Here is a 13226-nt window from a genome sequence, read left to right as displayed (position 1 = left end):
TCAAACGAGGCTGGGCAGCCAGCCGCTGAATACTGCAGCCAGCGCGGTCAGATGGAGCCCCACCGTTACCCAGAACACCTGCTGGAAACTGCGCTTGCTGGATTTGTGGCGGAACAGTCCCTGCGCCAGCAGCGCGCCGGGCCAGCCGCCGAACAGGGCGATCAGGTGCAAGGTGCTTTCCGGGGTGCGCTGGTCGCCGCGTTGCGCGGCACTTTTGTCGTAGGCATAGAACGCCAGCGCCAGCAGGCTCAGGCCCACGATGGTCCCGGCGATCCAACCGGGAAGCAGTCGGGTTACCCCGCCCAGCACCGGTATCGACAGGGCAATCAAGCCCAGGGCGGTGCGGGGCAGGCGCCGGGCTGACTGCTTCGGCGCTGCAGGGGGTCTACCGGTAGCGGCGAAGCGGATGGCGGTGGCCGCCAGACGCCCACGCTCGTCGCGCTTGGGCTGGTAACTGATCAGCTGGCCTTCCAGCGGGCGCGGTGTGCCGCGTTCGAAGGCCTTGATATGGACGAAGGCGCGTTCGCCGCCCCCGTTGGGGCTGACGAAACCAAAGCCCTTGTCGTCATTCCAGTCCTGCAGCCGTCCTTGATAGCGCATCCGTTGTATCGCACGAGTAGCAGTGCCGGTATTGGATCGCAGCGGCGAGGTGTTGTGAAGCGCTCAACGCCCCGGCTCGGGCGGTGGTGCCTCGTCGCGCACCCGCAGGAAGCGCGCGAAGCGCGGCAGGCCGGTGGCGGTGTAGCCGTTGTAACGGTAGGTCACCAGGGTGCCGATGCCGGGCGGATTGGCGCGCTGCGCATCCTTCAGCCCGCTGCCGATGCGGAAGCGGGCGCCGTCGCTGCGCTGTACCAGCAATGCGCCGAGCATGCCGCTGTACTTGCCCTTGCCGGGCACATGCCCGACCACCCAGGCTTCGGCGTCCTGCCATGGCTTGAGCTTGAGCAGGCCTTCGCTGCGGCCGGGCAGGTAGCGGTTGTTCTGGTGGTGGAGCATCAGACCCTCGCCGTCGGCGGCAACCACCGATTGCAGCAGGCGCTGCAGGTGGGCGGTGTTGGCCATCCTCTGCTGCGGGATCAATGCGAGGCCGGGTCTGTCTGTGGCCCGAACCAGCACCTGCAGCGCCGCCAGCCGTTGCGAGAACGTACCCGGGTGCGCGGGCAGGTCGAAGGCCATGAAGCGGATCGCACGCCACTCCTGTGGACGGGCCGGGGTGGTGCGGATGATGGCGCTGACCTCGTCGAAACGGCCGCGGGCGATCCACAGTTCGCCATCCAGTGGCTGTTGCGGCCAGCCGCGGGTGAATCCGGGCGGAGCGCTGATGCGGTTGCCGGCACGCGTCCACAAGGCCTTGCCATCCCAGCGGGCGCGCACGCCGTCGAGCTTTTCACTGATCCAGTATGGCGCCGGATCGGTGCCGTCGCGCCACTGCCCGGCCAGCATCAAGGGCGGGGCAGTGCCGGCGCGGGCGTCAGCAGGCAGCAGACAGGCGCATAACAGCAGAAGGAGCAGTCGAGCCATGGCGGTCCCGGGGGAAGGGCGAGGACTGCCACAGTGGAGCGTGATCAAGGCGGTGGCTATCGGCGCCAGGCCGACGCGTGTGTAGGAATCGCCGGCTCAGTGCTGTCGGTCAGGCGGCCGGCAGCGTATCCAGGAAACCGCGTACGGCCGGGCCGAAGCGGTCGTAGTCGACCAGGAACGCATCGTGGCCCTGCGGCGATTCCATCCCGATGAACTGTGCCTGTGCCCCACCGGCCCGCAGGCCGTCGGCGATCTGCTGCTGCTGTTGCACCGGGAACAGGATGTCGGTGTTGGCGCCGATGGCCAGGGCGCACGGCACCTGGATCTTCGCCAGCCCGGCCAGCACGTCGCCGTCGGCGTACTCGGCCAGGTCGAACCAGTCCATCGACCGGCCCAGATAGAGGTAGCAGTTCGGGTCGAAATGGCGGACGAAACGGCGCGCGTGTCCCTCCAGGTAGCTTTCCACCTGGAATTCCAGCCCGAACGGGTCATCGTCGCTGTGGCCGGGATCCTCCGAGTCCAGCCTTACCCGGCCAAAGCGGCCGTCCCACTCCAGCGCAGAGCGGTAGGTGATCACGCCCAGCTTGCGGGCCATGCGCATACCCGACTCCGGGTAGTGCGCTTCATTGTAATCACCGCCATTCCAGGCCGGATCCAGGCGGATGGCTTCGCGCTGCAGCGAGCGGATCGCGATGGAGAACGGCAGGGCCTGCGCGCTGCCGGAAATGTTGATGTGCGAACGGGCGATGCCCGGGTGCAGCAGCAGCAGGGCCAGCGCGGTCATGCCGCCCATGGAGTTGCCGATCAGGCAGGCCAGCCGGGTGATGCCGAGGGATTTGACCACCTCCGCCGCGGCATTGGCGATGTCTTCGATCGACAGCTCGGGAAAGGACAAGCCATAGCGCTGGCCGGTGGCGGGATTGAGCGAGGCCGGGCCGGTGGAGCCCTTGCAGCTGCCCAGCGAGTTGACGCAGATCACGTACCAGCGGTCGGTGTCGATCGGCTTGCCCGGGCCGAGCATCGGCTCCCACCAGCCGGTGGCTGGATTGGCCGGGTTGCTGGCGGCGTGGGCATCGGGAGACAGGCCGGTGACGATCAGTACGGCGTTGCCGGCATCTGCGGCCAGTGTGCCCCAGGTTTCAAAGGCGATCCGGGCGCCGTGCAGCTGGCCACCGCGCTTCATCGGAAAGGGCGAGGGCAGCGGATGGAAGCGGCTGCCGGGCGGAATGAATTCGGTCATCGGCTGATTTTACCGGGCTTGGCGTCCGTGTCTTGGATGCGCGACATGACCCCGGGTTATCTGCCTATGCCCGCTCCGTGCGAGGGGAGGTCGAGCAGCAGGTCCACCGGGGCGTCGGCCGGCAACGTGACGATCACCGGTGCCGATTCGATATCGCCGTTTTGGCGGATTGCGGTGCCGCTTTGTGACAGCCGCGCGAATACCTCCACTTCCGTCAGCGACGACAGCTTTGCAGTCGGCATCGGGCTGTCGGTGTCGTCCAGGACCACGGTCAGCGGTTGTTGTGGGGCCGGGTGGCGCTCCACCGCCACCGGCATCGGTGGGCCACCGGGCACGCGGGCGATGACGAACAGCGTGTCGTTGCGGGAGGTCGCGCGCGTGGCCAGCGCCGGTGTCAGGGTCACCCGCACCTGCAGGCCCGCGCCGCTGGCGGCCGGCGCGGCGTCGGCCGGGCCTCCGGAAGCGGGGCCGGCCGCCGTGCGGGCGGCGGCAATCTGCTCCTGCAAGGCGGCGGCAGCGGCCGGCTGCAGGCGCGGCAGCAGCGATTCCCAGGTGCGGGCGGCCTGTTCGGCCTGGCCGCGCTGGCGCTGGACGATGCCGATCAGCCAGATCGCGCGTTCGTTGTCCGGAGCCAGCTGGCGGGCATGTTGCAGCCAGCGCAGGCCGGTCTCGTCGAACAGGAAGGAAGGCTCGGCCTGCGCCCGGGTCTGTGCGGCTTCCACCAGCAGGGCGGGTTCGTCGGGCATCAGCTTGACCGCGCGCTCATAGGCGGCCGCCGCCTCGGCAATGCGACCGAGTTCGAGCTGGGAGCGGGCCAGCAGCGTCCAGCCATCGGCGCGCTCGGGGTTTTTCTCCAGCGCGGCCTGCAACTGGGTGATGCCCTCTTCCAGGGTTTGCGGCGCCGCCGCGGCGCGGGTCTGCGGTTGCAGTGCGGCCGGGGTTCCCAGCCACTGGTACAGGCCGATCGTGGCCACCACCATCGCCGCCACCAGCGTGCCCCAGATGCCGCGCTTGCCGGCGCGCAACAGCGGCCACAGCATCCAGCCGCCAGCGACGGCTGCCAGCAGTCCGGTCAGCGCGAGGAACAGGCCGCTCACCATTCGCGTTCTTCCTGACTGGATTCGTCCAGCACCCTGGGCGGCAAGGCCCGGGCGCGGCGCCGTACATGGATGACCAGCATTCCCGCGCCGATCAGCAGCAACAGCCCCGGGCCGAACCACAGCACTGCGGTGCCGGTATCCACCTGTGGCCGGTACAGCACGAACTGGCCGTAGCGCTCGACCAGGAACTGCTCGATCTGGGCGTCGCTGCGGCCTTCGTGCATCAACGTGAGCACTTCGCGGCGCAGGTCATGGGCGATCTGCGCGTTGGAGTCGGCCAGCGACTGGTTCTGGCACTGCACGCAGCGCAGCTCGGCGGTCAGGGCGTGGAAACGCGCCTCCTCGGCCGGGTCGCGGAACTGCAGCGGCGTGGGGTCGCCCATCGGCTGGGCCTGGATCGCGCCGGCAGTGCCGAGCAGCAGAACCAGCAGGAGTGCCCAACGCCTCATCGCGCGCTGCTCGTGGCCGGCAGCGTACCGGGATTGCCGGCGGCGGCTTCCACTTTCTCCAGCGCCGGGATCAGCTGCGTGTCGAGCACGTGCTGGGTGATCGCGCCGCTGTATTTCCAGCGCACGATGCCGCTGCCATCGACCAGGAAGGTTTCCGGCGCGGCGGCGATGCCCCAGTCCAGCGCGGTGCGGCCGTCCTGGTCGGCGAGCACCACCATGTACGGATTGCCCAGTTGCTCCAGCCAGCGCAGCGCGTCGGCGGGCTCGTCCTTCCAGTTGTAACCGACCATGCGCAGGCGCTTGGTTTCGGCAAAACGGGTCAGCACCGGATGCTCGTCGCGGCAGGCCGGGCACCAGCTGCCCCAGACATTGAGCAGGTAGGGCGCACCGCGCAGATCCTGGCTGCCGATCAGGACGCTGGGGTCGTGCAGCACCGGCAGCGAGAACTCCGGCGCCGGCTTGTCCTGCAACGCCGAGGGCAGGCTGTCGCGGTCCGGATTTCCCGAGCGGCTGACGCCATAGAGCATCAGCCCCATCAGGCCGATGAAAAACAGTACGCCGAGGACGATCGCCACCGGCGGCAGGCGCTGCGGGCGGACGGGCGGTTGCGGGGACGGGTTGGACATCAGGCTTTCCTCTGCGGAATGCGGCGGAAGCGGCGGTCGACGGCGGTGATGAAGCCACCCAGCGCCATCAGCGCCGCTCCCAGCCAGATCCAGCGGACAAAGGGTTTGATCTGCACGCGCACCGCCCAGGCACCATCGCCCAGCGATTCGCCCAGGGCGACATAGATATCACCGCCGAGCGCCGGGTGGATGCCGGCTTCGGTCATGGCCTGGCCGCCACTGGCATACATGCGTTTTTCCGGGTGCAGCAGGGCGACCGCGTCACCGTTGCGGGAAACCTGCACGTGGCCGCGGTCGGAGTGATAGTTGGGACCATCGACGGCATCCACGCCCTCCAGCGTGAGCTGGTAGCCGCCGGCATCCACCGACCTGCCCGGTGCCAGCGCCACTTCATGCTGGACATGCAGCGCTTCCACCAGCAGTGCGCCGACCAGAAACACGGCGATACCCAAATGCGCCAGCAGCATGCCCACGGCTTCGGCGTTGAGCCGGCCATTGTTGCGCAGGCGTTGCCACAGGTAATAGAGCGTGCCCAGGCCGACCCACGCGGCGGCGGCGATACCCGCGGCGGCTTTCAGCTTGCCCTGCGGCGCCATGAACCAGGTCACGGTGCCCAGCAGCAGGGCAAGCCCGGCCCACGGCGCGAGCAAGGCCAGCGGGCGCAAGCCCTGTTCGCGCTGCCAGCGGGTCAGCGGGCCGAATGGCAGCAGCAGCACCAGCGGGGTCATCAGCAGTACGAACAAGGTGCCGAAGTAGGGCGGGCCCACTGACACCTTGCCCAAGTCCAGCGCGTCGGCGATCAGCGGATACAGCGTGCCCAGCAGCACCATTGCGCAGGCGCAGCTGAGCAGCAGGTTGTTGGCCAGCAGCAGACTTTCGCGCGAATTGAGGCTGAAGGCGCGGCGGGAACTGTCGCTGTTTCCTTCCAGTCCGGGGGCACGCAGTGCGTACAGCAGCAGCGAGCCGCCGATCACCAGCGCCAGGAACACCAGGATGAACAGGCCGCGCGAAGGATCGGCGGCGAACGAATGCACGCTGGTCAGCACACCGGAACGGACCAGGAAGGTGCCCAGCAGCGACAGCGCGAAGGCGGCGATGGCCAGCAGCAGGGTCCAGCCGACGAACACGCCGCGCTTCTCGGTCGCCGCCTGTGAATGCAGCAGCGCCGCGCCGATCAGCCAGGGCATGAAACTGGCGTTCTCCACCGGGTCCCAGAACCACCAGCCGCCCCAGCCCAGCTCGTAGTACGCCCACCAGCTGCCCAGCGCGATACCGAGGGTGAGGAAACCCCAGGCCACGTTGGTCCATGGCCGCGTCCAGCGCAGCCAGCGCACGTCGATGTGGCCATCGAGCAGGGCGGCGATGGCGAAGGCGAACGGCACCGCGAAGCCGACATAGCCGAAGTACAGCATCGGCGGGTGGATGATCAGGCCCGGGTCCTGCAGCAGCGGGTTCAGGTCGTGGCCTTCGGCGGCGGCCGGCAGCAGGCGCACGAAGGGATTGGAGGTGAACAGCAGGAAGGCGAGAAAGCCGACACTGATCAGCCCCATCACCGCCAGCACGCGCGCCACCACCTCGGCCGGCAGCTGGCGCGAGCAGATCGCCACCGCGGCGGTCCACAGCGCCAGCACCAGCGCCCACAGCAGCAGCGAGCCCTCGTGCGCGCCCCACACCGCCGAATAGCGGTAGATCATCGGCAGCAGCGAGTTGGAGTTCTCGGCGACGTAACGCAGCGAGAAATCCTGCTGGACGAAGGCGATGGTCAGCACCCCGAAGGCGCCGGCCACGGAGGCCAGTTGCAGCAGCGCGGCCGGGCGGGCGGTGGCGATCAGCGCGTCGTTGCGGCGGTGTGCGCCAATCAGCGGAAGCACGCTCTGCAGAACGGCTGCCAGCAACGCGAGGATCAGCAGGACCTGTCCGATTTCAGGCAGCACTCAGGGCGTTTCCGTGGTGGCGGGGGCATCGGCGGGCACCTGGTGCTTGGTATGCGCCATGCCCATCTTGTCGGCCAGTTCCTTGGGCATGTAGGTCTCGTCATGTTTGGCCAGCACGTCCTCGGCGACGAACACGCCATCGACCATGCGGCCGGTGGCGACCACCGCCTGGCCCTCGCGGAACAGGTCCGGCAGGATGCGGTCATAGGTGACGGGCAGCTGCGCGTCGCCGTCGGTCACCTCGAAACGGGCGAGCAGCGCGCCGGCTTCGCGCTGGAACGAGTCCTTGGCGACCATGCCGCCGAGGCGGAAGCGCGCGTCGGGCGCGACCTTGCCGGCCATCACTTCAGCCGGGGTGTACAGGTAGGCGATGTTGCGCTGGAGCGCGGTGGCCACCAGGGCCGCGGCGATGCCGGCGGCGGCGAGGATCGCACCCACCAGCAGCAGGCGTCGGCGCTGGACAGGACTCATCGGCTCAACTCCCCGTGGTCGGCTGGCGGGGTGGCGCTGCGGCTGGCACGGGCCAGCCGGCTGCGGGCCTCACGCAGCTGCTGGCGCAACTGCAGCCGGGGGATGATGAAGTCCCACGCCAGTACCGCGAAGAAAACGCCATAGGCCAGCGCCACATACTTGAAGTAGCTCATTGTGCTTTCTCCAGACGTTCGCGTACCCAGCCCTTGCCGGTCTCGCGGCGCAGGTTGTCGGCGCGGGCGCGCGCCAGCAGTGAGCCGGCGAACCAGAACTTGGTGGCCAGCACCATCAGCCACAGCGGCAGGGTCATGCTGCTGTCCATGCTCGATTCGCCGAACACACGGATGGTCTGGCCCTGGTGCAGCGAATTCCACCACACCACCGAATAGCGGATCACCGGCAGCAGCACCACGCCGACGATGGCCAGCAGGCCGGCGGCGCGGGCGGCGGCGCGGCGGTCGTCGATGGCGCCGTACAGGCCGATCACGCCCAGATACAGAAACAGCAGGATCAGCTCGGTGGTCAGGCGTGGGTCCCAGTCCCACCAGGTGCCCCACATCGGCTTGCCCCAGATGCTGCCGGTGAGGAGGGTGATCACGGTGAAGGCGGCACCGATCGGCGCGCAGGCCATGGCCAGGATCTCGCACAGCTTGATCCGCCAGACCAGGGCGATGGCGCTGTAGAACGCCATCAGCGCGAACACGAACAGGCTCATCCAGGCTGCAGGCACGTGGATATAGAGAATGCGGAAGCTGTCACCCTGCTGGTAGTCGGCCGGCACCACCGCCAGCGCCTGCCACAGGCCGAAGGCGAACAGCGGCAGGGCGGCGAGATAGCACCAGGGTGACCAGCGTGCGGCAAAGGCATCGAAGTAGGCGGGAGAACCCAGCTTGTGGAACCAACCGATCAAACCTTTGAACATCCGCTCGCTCGCTGAGGAAGACGAAGGCAGTGCCATCGCGGGGCCCCGCCGCCAAGCCCCGCCAAGCGCAGGCGCCTTTGCTGCCGCAAGATTAGCTCAAGACGGCGCGATTGGTGTGGCCAGCAATCAATGACAAAGCGCATTCGTGCGTGATAGCGGCGCGGGTCAGGGGCTGGGGCGGTCTCGGGGCAGCGTGCCCTGCAAAAACCGGTATACGGATGCGCGCGCTTGCTGCTGCGCCTGCGGTATGTCGCTGGCGTCGATGCGGCCATTGATCGAGCGCAGGATCAGGCCGCCAAGGATCAGCGTGTAGAAGTCCTTGGCCGCGGCCGCGTTGTCGTCAATGTGCAGCCGGCCGGCCAGCGCCTCGCGGGCGAAATACTGGCTGAGCAGTCTCTCCATCGGCTCCACCCCATGGTCCAGGAACCAGTCCCGCAGTTCGGGATGGGCCGGGCCCTCGGAAACGACGATGCGATGGCAGGCGATACGGACCGGGCTGAGGATTTCCTCGACCATCCGGCAGGCCGCGTTTTCCAGGGCCTGTTCCGGCGGCAGCGTGGACTGCAGCAGCTCCTCCACGCTTTGCCCGAAGTCGTGGATGCTCTGCTCCATCAACGCGTGCGCCAGCCCTTCCTTGTCGCCGAAGGCCCGGTAAAGGGTGGCCATGGAACCGCCGGCGCGCTTGACGATGTCCGACAGCCGCGCGCCCTGGTAGCCCTTTTCGTTGAGGACCTCGGTGGCCGCTTCGAGGAACTTTTCCATCCGCTGCTCGCCGCGGCGTTGCATGCCGACGACAGGCCGTGGTCGAAACGGGGACTTCACGCTGTCGGGAGAGCCGGGGGAGTCGGGGCTGGACATCGGGCGACCGCAGGCAGGAAGCGGACGCCAAGAGTAGCGCGTCGCCGGCTCAGGAGTTGGCGATGCGGATGGCCGCGGCCGCCGTCAGCGGCGCGAGCACGGCACTGGCCGCAAGGCCGGCGGCCAGCATGAGCAGGGCGCCGGTCGCATCCAGACCCTGCGCCGAGGCGGCCACGGCCCCGGCACCGAACACCAGGACCGGCACGTACAGCGGCAACACCAGCAGGGCAAGCAGGATGCCGGCGCGGCGCATGCCCACCGTCAGGGCCGCCACCACCGCGCCGAGCAGGCTCAGCAGCGGCGTCCCCAGGGCCAGCGAGGCCACCAGCACCGGCAGCTGGTCGCGCGGCAGCTGCATCAGTTCGGCCAGCAGCGGGCTCACCAGCACCAGCGGGAAGGCGGTGGTCAGCCAGTGCGAGAACACCCGCACCGCCACCAGCCAGGCCAGCGGTACCGGCGAGAGCAGCCATTGTTCGAGCGAACCGTCTTCGGCATCGCTGCGGAACAGGGTGTCCAGCGACAGCAGCCCCGCCAGCAGCACCGACAGCCACAGCACCGCCGAAGCGACGCTTTGCAGCAGCCGGGGCTCGCCACCGAGCGCCAGCGCGAACAGGGCGACCACCAGCACCGCGAACAGCACCGGCTGGGCCGCATCGCCCCGCCGTCGCCACAGCAGTTTCAGGTCGCGCGCCAGCAGCGCCCTGGCCGCACCGAGCAGGGTGGGTTGCGGACCGGCCAGGCTCATGCGGCCTGCTCCTGTGACGGGTTTGCCAGTGTCAGCGTGCGGTTGCGTACCGGGGGCGCCGCATAGGCGCCGTGGGTGGTGACCAGCGCCGCGCCGCCGCTGCGCAGGTGGGCGGAAATCATCCGGTTCACCAGGTTGATACCTTCCAGATCGAGGTTGGCGTAGGGCTCGTCCAGCAGCCATACCGGAGCGGGCGAGAGCCACACGCGGGCCATGGACAGGCGCTTTTTCTGCCCGGCCGACAACTGCCTTACCAGCGTGTCCTCATAGCCGGCCAGGCCGGCAATGGCCAGCGCGTTGCCCGGCATCTGCCGTGCCCGCCGGCCGTGCAGGCCACACAGCAGGTGCAGGTTCTCCAGCGTGCCCAGATCCTGCTTGAGGGCGGTGAGATGGCTCAGATAGGCGATATAGCGCGAACGGTCGGCAGCGGCGGCCGGGCGCCCGTCGATTTCGATCTGGCCTTCATCGGCCCGCAGCAAGCCGGCCAGCACGCGCAGCAAAGTGGTCTTGCCCGCGCCGTTGCCGCCCTGGACCAGCAGCGCCTCACCGGCATCGACATGCAGATCGAGGGGGCCGAACACCGGGTCGTCGTCACGGCTGAAACGCAGGCCGCGCGCGGACAACAGCGGCGGGATGTTCGAAGTCTGGGTCATCGGGTCGGGCGCTTCCGTCCTTGGGTGGGAGCGCAGATATCGCTGGCGCATCGGGGCGCCGCCATTATAGACGCGGGTGTGCGGCCGATCAGTGCGCTGCCCGGCGCTCTGCCCGCGGGCCCTTGTCGCCGCTTTTGCTTACACTCGCTGCTTTCTCCCCCGGCGCGTACGTACCGATGCAACCGCAGACCAAGCTGCCCAAGGTGGGCACCACCATTTTCACCGTGATGTCCCAGCTCGCTGCCGAACATGGCGCGGTCAATCTGGGCCAGGGGTTTCCCGATTTCCCGGCGCCGCAGCGGCTGATCGACGAAACCGCCAAAGCGATGCGCGAGGGCTTGAACCAGTACGCGCCGATGACCGGTGTGGCGCCGCTGCGCCAGGCCATCGCGCAGAAGGCGCTGGACTGCTATGGCGCGCAGGTCGATCCTGACAGCGAGATCACCGTGACCTCCGGCGGCACCGAGGCGATCTTCAACGCCATCCACGCGGTGGTGCGTGCCGGCGACGAGGTGATCGTGCTCGATCCGGCCTATGACTGCTACGAGCCGGCGATCGATCTGGCCGGCGCGCGCGCGGTGCATGTCGCGCTGGACCCGCAGACCTTCGCGGTGGACTGGGACAGGGTGCGCGCGGCGATCACGCCCAAAACCCGCATGCTGATGGTCAACACCCCGCACAACCCGTCCGGGGCGATGCTGTCGGCGGCCGACATGCAGGCGCTGATCGATGTGCTGCGTGGCACCGCCATCTACCTGATCTCCGACGAGGTCTACGAACACATCATCTATGACGGCGCCCGCCATGAATCGGCGCTGCGTTACCCGGAGCTGCGCGAGCGCGCGTTTGTGATCTCCAGCTTCGGCAAGACCTACCACTGCACCGGCTGGAAGATCGGCTACGCCATCGCGCCGCCGGCGCTGAGCGCCGAGTTCCGCAAGGTCCACCAGTACAACACCTTCACCACCTACAGTCCGGCGCAATATGGCTTTGCCGCGATGATCCGCGATGAGCCCGAACACCATCTGGAACTGGGTGCGTTCTACCAAGTCAAGCGCGACCGCTTCCGCGAGCAGCTGCTGACCACGCGGCTGACGCCGCTGCCGGTGCCGGGCGGCTACTTCCAGCTGGTGGACTACTCGGCGGTCAGCGATCTGCCGGACCATGAATTCGTGAAATGGCTGACCATCGAGAAGGGCGTCACCGCCATTCCGCTGTCGCCGTTCTATGAAACCCCGCCGGCTGGCCAGCGTCTGGTGCGGCTGTGCTTTGCCAAGAACGATGCGACGCTGGATGCCGCCATCGCACGGCTGCAGCAGCTGTGACGCCGGAGGTATCGGGCATGCAGGATCTGCGCATCTCGCTGGTACAGGGCGACACCCGCTGGCACGACCCGGCTGCCAACCGCGAGCACTATGCCGCGCTGCTGGCGCCGCTGGCCGGCAACACGGACCTGGTGATCCTGCCGGAGACCTTCACCAGCGGTTTTTCCAATGACGCCATCGACCAGGCCGAGGACATGGACGGCCCGACCGTGGCCTGGATCCGTGCGCAGGCGCGCGCGCTGCGCGCGGTGGTCACCGGCAGCGTGCAGCTGCGGGTGGGCGAGGGCATCTACAACCGGCTGTTGTGGGCCACGCCCGAGGGCGGGCTGCACTGGTACGACAAGCGCCATCTGTTCCGCTACGGCGGCGAGCACAAACGCTATGCGGCCGGCAATGCGCGGTTGTGTGTCGAGCTGAAGGGTTGGCGGATCAATCCGCAGATCTGCTACGACCTGCGCTTTCCAGTGTTCTGCCGCAACCGGTTTGATGTGGAACGGCCCGGACAGATGGACTTCGACCTGCAGATTTTCGTCGCCAACTGGCCGTCGGCGCGCGCCTATGCATGGCAGACGCTGGCGCGGGCGCGGGCGATCGAGAACCTGTGCTACGTGGCCATCGTCAATCGCGTGGGGGTGGATGGCAACGGTCTGCATTATTCCGGCGACAGCGCGGTGATCGACTTCCTGGGCCAGCCGCAACTGGAAATCCGCGAACGCGAACAGGTGGTCACCACCGCCATCTCGGCCGCGGCCCTGGCTGCGCACCGCGAGCGCTTCCCGGCGATGCTCGATGCCGATGATTTCATCCTGGCCGGCCCGGTGGTGGCTCGCTGAACGCAAACCGGCCGCGGCGGGCGCGGGCGGTCTGCATCGCATGGATGGGCTGCTACGCTCGCGGGCAGTCAATGACGAGGGCCGAACAGCATGAAACCGATTCTGGGCACGATGGCGCTGCTGGCGCTGACCGCCATGGCACCGGCCGCGCAGGCCGCCGGCAATATTGATTGTGAGCTGCGCTACAACCTGTCCGGCTGGTCGGCGTTCTACAAGACCGCCGAGGGCACGGGCACGATCCGCTGCGACAACGGCGCCAGCTTTCCGGTCAAGATCACCGCCAAGGGCGGCGGGCTGACCGTCGGGAAGACCTCCATCACCGACGGCCGGGGCAAGTTCACCGGTGCCTATTCGGTGAATGATCTGCTCGGTACCTACGCCGCTGCCGAGGTGCACGCCAGCGCCTCCAAGGCGACCGATGCCCAGGTGATGACCAAGGGCGATGTGTCGTTGGCGCTGGCCGGAACCGGGCAGGGCTGGAGTCTGGGGATCGGTTTTGGCAAGTTCGTGATCGAGCGCCGCTGAGCTTTGGCTCCCTCATCAGGAGCA

The 13226-nt window shown here is 68.1% G+C and carries 16 protein-coding genes; 3 read left to right on the top strand and 13 right to left on the bottom strand.

Features of this window, described 5'->3' with window-relative positions; genetic code table 11:
- From ACVOMH_RS12775 to ccmA, 13 genes are all read right to left on the bottom strand, one after another.
- On the bottom strand, positions 1-600 hold the full coding sequence (locus tag ACVOMH_RS12775) for a DUF1294 domain-containing protein (RefSeq protein WP_481524545.1): 600 nt from the start codon (positions 598-600) through the stop codon (positions 1-3).
- Between the two features lie 63 nt (positions 601-663).
- On the bottom strand, positions 664-1521 hold the full coding sequence (locus ACVOMH_RS12770) for a DNA ligase (protein WP_481524546.1): 858 nt from the start codon (positions 1519-1521) through the stop codon (positions 664-666).
- Positions 1522-1630: 109 nt separating this feature from the next.
- Complete coding sequence (gene metX, locus ACVOMH_RS12765; protein ID WP_481552201.1) at positions 1631-2761, bottom strand: homoserine O-acetyltransferase MetX; 1131 nt, start codon at positions 2759-2761, stop codon at positions 1631-1633.
- Between the two features lie 56 nt (positions 2762-2817).
- Complete coding sequence (locus ACVOMH_RS12760; RefSeq protein WP_481552200.1) at positions 2818-3861, bottom strand: tetratricopeptide repeat protein; 1044 nt, start codon at positions 3859-3861, stop codon at positions 2818-2820.
- Entirely contained in the window at positions 3855-4310 is a 456-nt protein-coding gene (locus ACVOMH_RS12755; protein WP_481524549.1) for a cytochrome c-type biogenesis protein, read from the bottom strand. The genes ACVOMH_RS12760 and ACVOMH_RS12755 overlap by 7 nt, the downstream gene beginning before the upstream one ends.
- The gene (locus ACVOMH_RS12750) at positions 4307-4936 is read right to left on the bottom strand and encodes a DsbE family thiol:disulfide interchange protein (protein WP_481552199.1); all 630 of its coding nucleotides are present in this window, start codon (positions 4934-4936) and stop codon (positions 4307-4309) included. The genes ACVOMH_RS12755 and ACVOMH_RS12750 overlap by 4 nt, the downstream gene beginning before the upstream one ends.
- Positions 4936-6870: a heme lyase CcmF/NrfE family subunit gene (locus tag ACVOMH_RS12745; protein WP_481552198.1), complete on the bottom strand. Its 1935-nt coding sequence runs from the start codon at positions 6868-6870 to the stop codon at positions 4936-4938. The genes ACVOMH_RS12750 and ACVOMH_RS12745 overlap by 1 nt, the downstream gene beginning before the upstream one ends.
- A complete protein-coding gene (gene ccmE / locus ACVOMH_RS12740; protein ID WP_481552197.1) occupies positions 6871-7341 on the bottom strand; it encodes a cytochrome c maturation protein CcmE in 471 nt (156 codons plus the stop codon).
- Positions 7338-7514: a heme exporter protein CcmD gene (gene ccmD, locus ACVOMH_RS12735; protein ID WP_481552196.1), complete on the bottom strand. Its 177-nt coding sequence runs from the start codon at positions 7512-7514 to the stop codon at positions 7338-7340. The genes ccmE and ccmD overlap by 4 nt, the downstream gene beginning before the upstream one ends.
- Positions 7511-8263: a heme ABC transporter permease CcmC gene (gene ccmC / locus ACVOMH_RS12730; RefSeq protein WP_481552195.1), complete on the bottom strand. Its 753-nt coding sequence runs from the start codon at positions 8261-8263 to the stop codon at positions 7511-7513. The genes ccmD and ccmC overlap by 4 nt, the downstream gene beginning before the upstream one ends.
- A 165-nt stretch (positions 8264-8428) precedes the next feature.
- The gene (locus ACVOMH_RS12725) at positions 8429-9025 is read right to left on the bottom strand and encodes a TetR/AcrR family transcriptional regulator (RefSeq protein ID WP_481552194.1); all 597 of its coding nucleotides are present in this window, start codon (positions 9023-9025) and stop codon (positions 8429-8431) included.
- Between the two features lie 145 nt (positions 9026-9170).
- Positions 9171-9866, bottom strand: a complete 696-nt coding sequence (gene ccmB / locus ACVOMH_RS12720) for a heme exporter protein CcmB (protein ID WP_481552193.1) — start codon at positions 9864-9866, stop codon at positions 9171-9173.
- Positions 9863-10519, bottom strand: a complete 657-nt coding sequence (gene ccmA / locus ACVOMH_RS12715) for a heme ABC exporter ATP-binding protein CcmA (protein WP_481524557.1) — start codon at positions 10517-10519, stop codon at positions 9863-9865. The genes ccmB and ccmA overlap by 4 nt, the downstream gene beginning before the upstream one ends.
- Before the next feature lie 176 nt (positions 10520-10695).
- On the opposite strand from ccmA, the gene ACVOMH_RS12710 reads away from it, so the two are divergent.
- The 3 genes from ACVOMH_RS12710 to ACVOMH_RS12700 all read left to right on the top strand — a co-directional run bounded on the left by ACVOMH_RS12710 (position 10696) and on the right by ACVOMH_RS12700 (position 13202).
- Positions 10696-11844 (top strand): pyridoxal phosphate-dependent aminotransferase, encoded by a 1149-nt coding sequence (locus ACVOMH_RS12710; protein WP_481524558.1) that lies wholly within the window; start codon positions 10696-10698, stop codon positions 11842-11844.
- Positions 11845-11861: 17 nt separating this feature from the next.
- Complete coding sequence (locus ACVOMH_RS12705) at positions 11862-12677, top strand: amidohydrolase (RefSeq protein WP_481552192.1); 816 nt, start codon at positions 11862-11864, stop codon at positions 12675-12677.
- 90 nt (positions 12678-12767) lie between these two features.
- The gene (locus ACVOMH_RS12700) at positions 12768-13202 is read left to right on the top strand and encodes a hypothetical protein (protein ID WP_054660014.1); all 435 of its coding nucleotides are present in this window, start codon (positions 12768-12770) and stop codon (positions 13200-13202) included.
- The last annotated feature ends 24 nt before the right edge of the window (positions 13203-13226 follow it).

Source organism: Stenotrophomonas sp. STEN013 (genome assembly GCF_056760355.1).
Note: the sequence above shows the minus strand (reverse complement) of the source record. Positions and strands in the feature narration are given on the sequence as shown.

What these genes read in the sequence shown, in the direction of transcription:
- ACVOMH_RS12760 (WP_481552200.1), bottom strand. Translation starts at nt 3,861, where the DNA reads ATGGTGAGCGGCCTGTTCCTCGCGCTGACCGGACTGCTGGCAGCCGTC.
- ACVOMH_RS12705 (WP_481552192.1), top strand. Translation starts at nt 11,862, where the DNA reads ATGCAGGATCTGCGCATCTCGCTGGTACAGGGCGACACCCGCTGGCAC.
- metX (WP_481552201.1), bottom strand. Translation starts at nt 2,761, where the DNA reads ATGACCGAATTCATTCCGCCCGGCAGCCGCTTCCATCCGCTGCCCTCG.
- ACVOMH_RS12750 (WP_481552199.1), bottom strand. Translation starts at nt 4,936, where the DNA reads ATGTCCAACCCGTCCCCGCAACCGCCCGTCCGCCCGCAGCGCCTGCCG.
- ACVOMH_RS12770 (WP_481524546.1), bottom strand. Translation starts at nt 1,521, where the DNA reads ATGGCTCGACTGCTCCTTCTGCTGTTATGCGCCTGTCTGCTGCCTGCT.
- ACVOMH_RS12775 (WP_481524545.1), bottom strand. Translation starts at nt 600, where the DNA reads ATGCGCTATCAAGGACGGCTGCAGGACTGGAATGACGACAAGGGCTTT.
- ACVOMH_RS12700 (WP_054660014.1), top strand. Translation starts at nt 12,768, where the DNA reads ATGAAACCGATTCTGGGCACGATGGCGCTGCTGGCGCTGACCGCCATG.
- ccmA (WP_481524557.1), bottom strand. Translation starts at nt 10,519, where the DNA reads ATGACCCAGACTTCGAACATCCCGCCGCTGTTGTCCGCGCGCGGCCTG.
- ACVOMH_RS12725 (WP_481552194.1), bottom strand. Translation starts at nt 9,025, where the DNA reads ATGGAAAAGTTCCTCGAAGCGGCCACCGAGGTCCTCAACGAAAAGGGC.
- ACVOMH_RS12710 (WP_481524558.1), top strand. Translation starts at nt 10,696, where the DNA reads ATGCAACCGCAGACCAAGCTGCCCAAGGTGGGCACCACCATTTTCACC.
- ACVOMH_RS12755 (WP_481524549.1), bottom strand. Translation starts at nt 4,310, where the DNA reads ATGAGGCGTTGGGCACTCCTGCTGGTTCTGCTGCTCGGCACTGCCGGC.
- ccmE (WP_481552197.1), bottom strand. Translation starts at nt 7,341, where the DNA reads ATGAGTCCTGTCCAGCGCCGACGCCTGCTGCTGGTGGGTGCGATCCTC.
- ccmB (WP_481552193.1), bottom strand. Translation starts at nt 9,866, where the DNA reads ATGAGCCTGGCCGGTCCGCAACCCACCCTGCTCGGTGCGGCCAGGGCG.
- ccmD (WP_481552196.1), bottom strand. Translation starts at nt 7,514, where the DNA reads ATGAGCTACTTCAAGTATGTGGCGCTGGCCTATGGCGTTTTCTTCGCG.
- ccmC (WP_481552195.1), bottom strand. Translation starts at nt 8,263, where the DNA reads ATGTTCAAAGGTTTGATCGGTTGGTTCCACAAGCTGGGTTCTCCCGCC.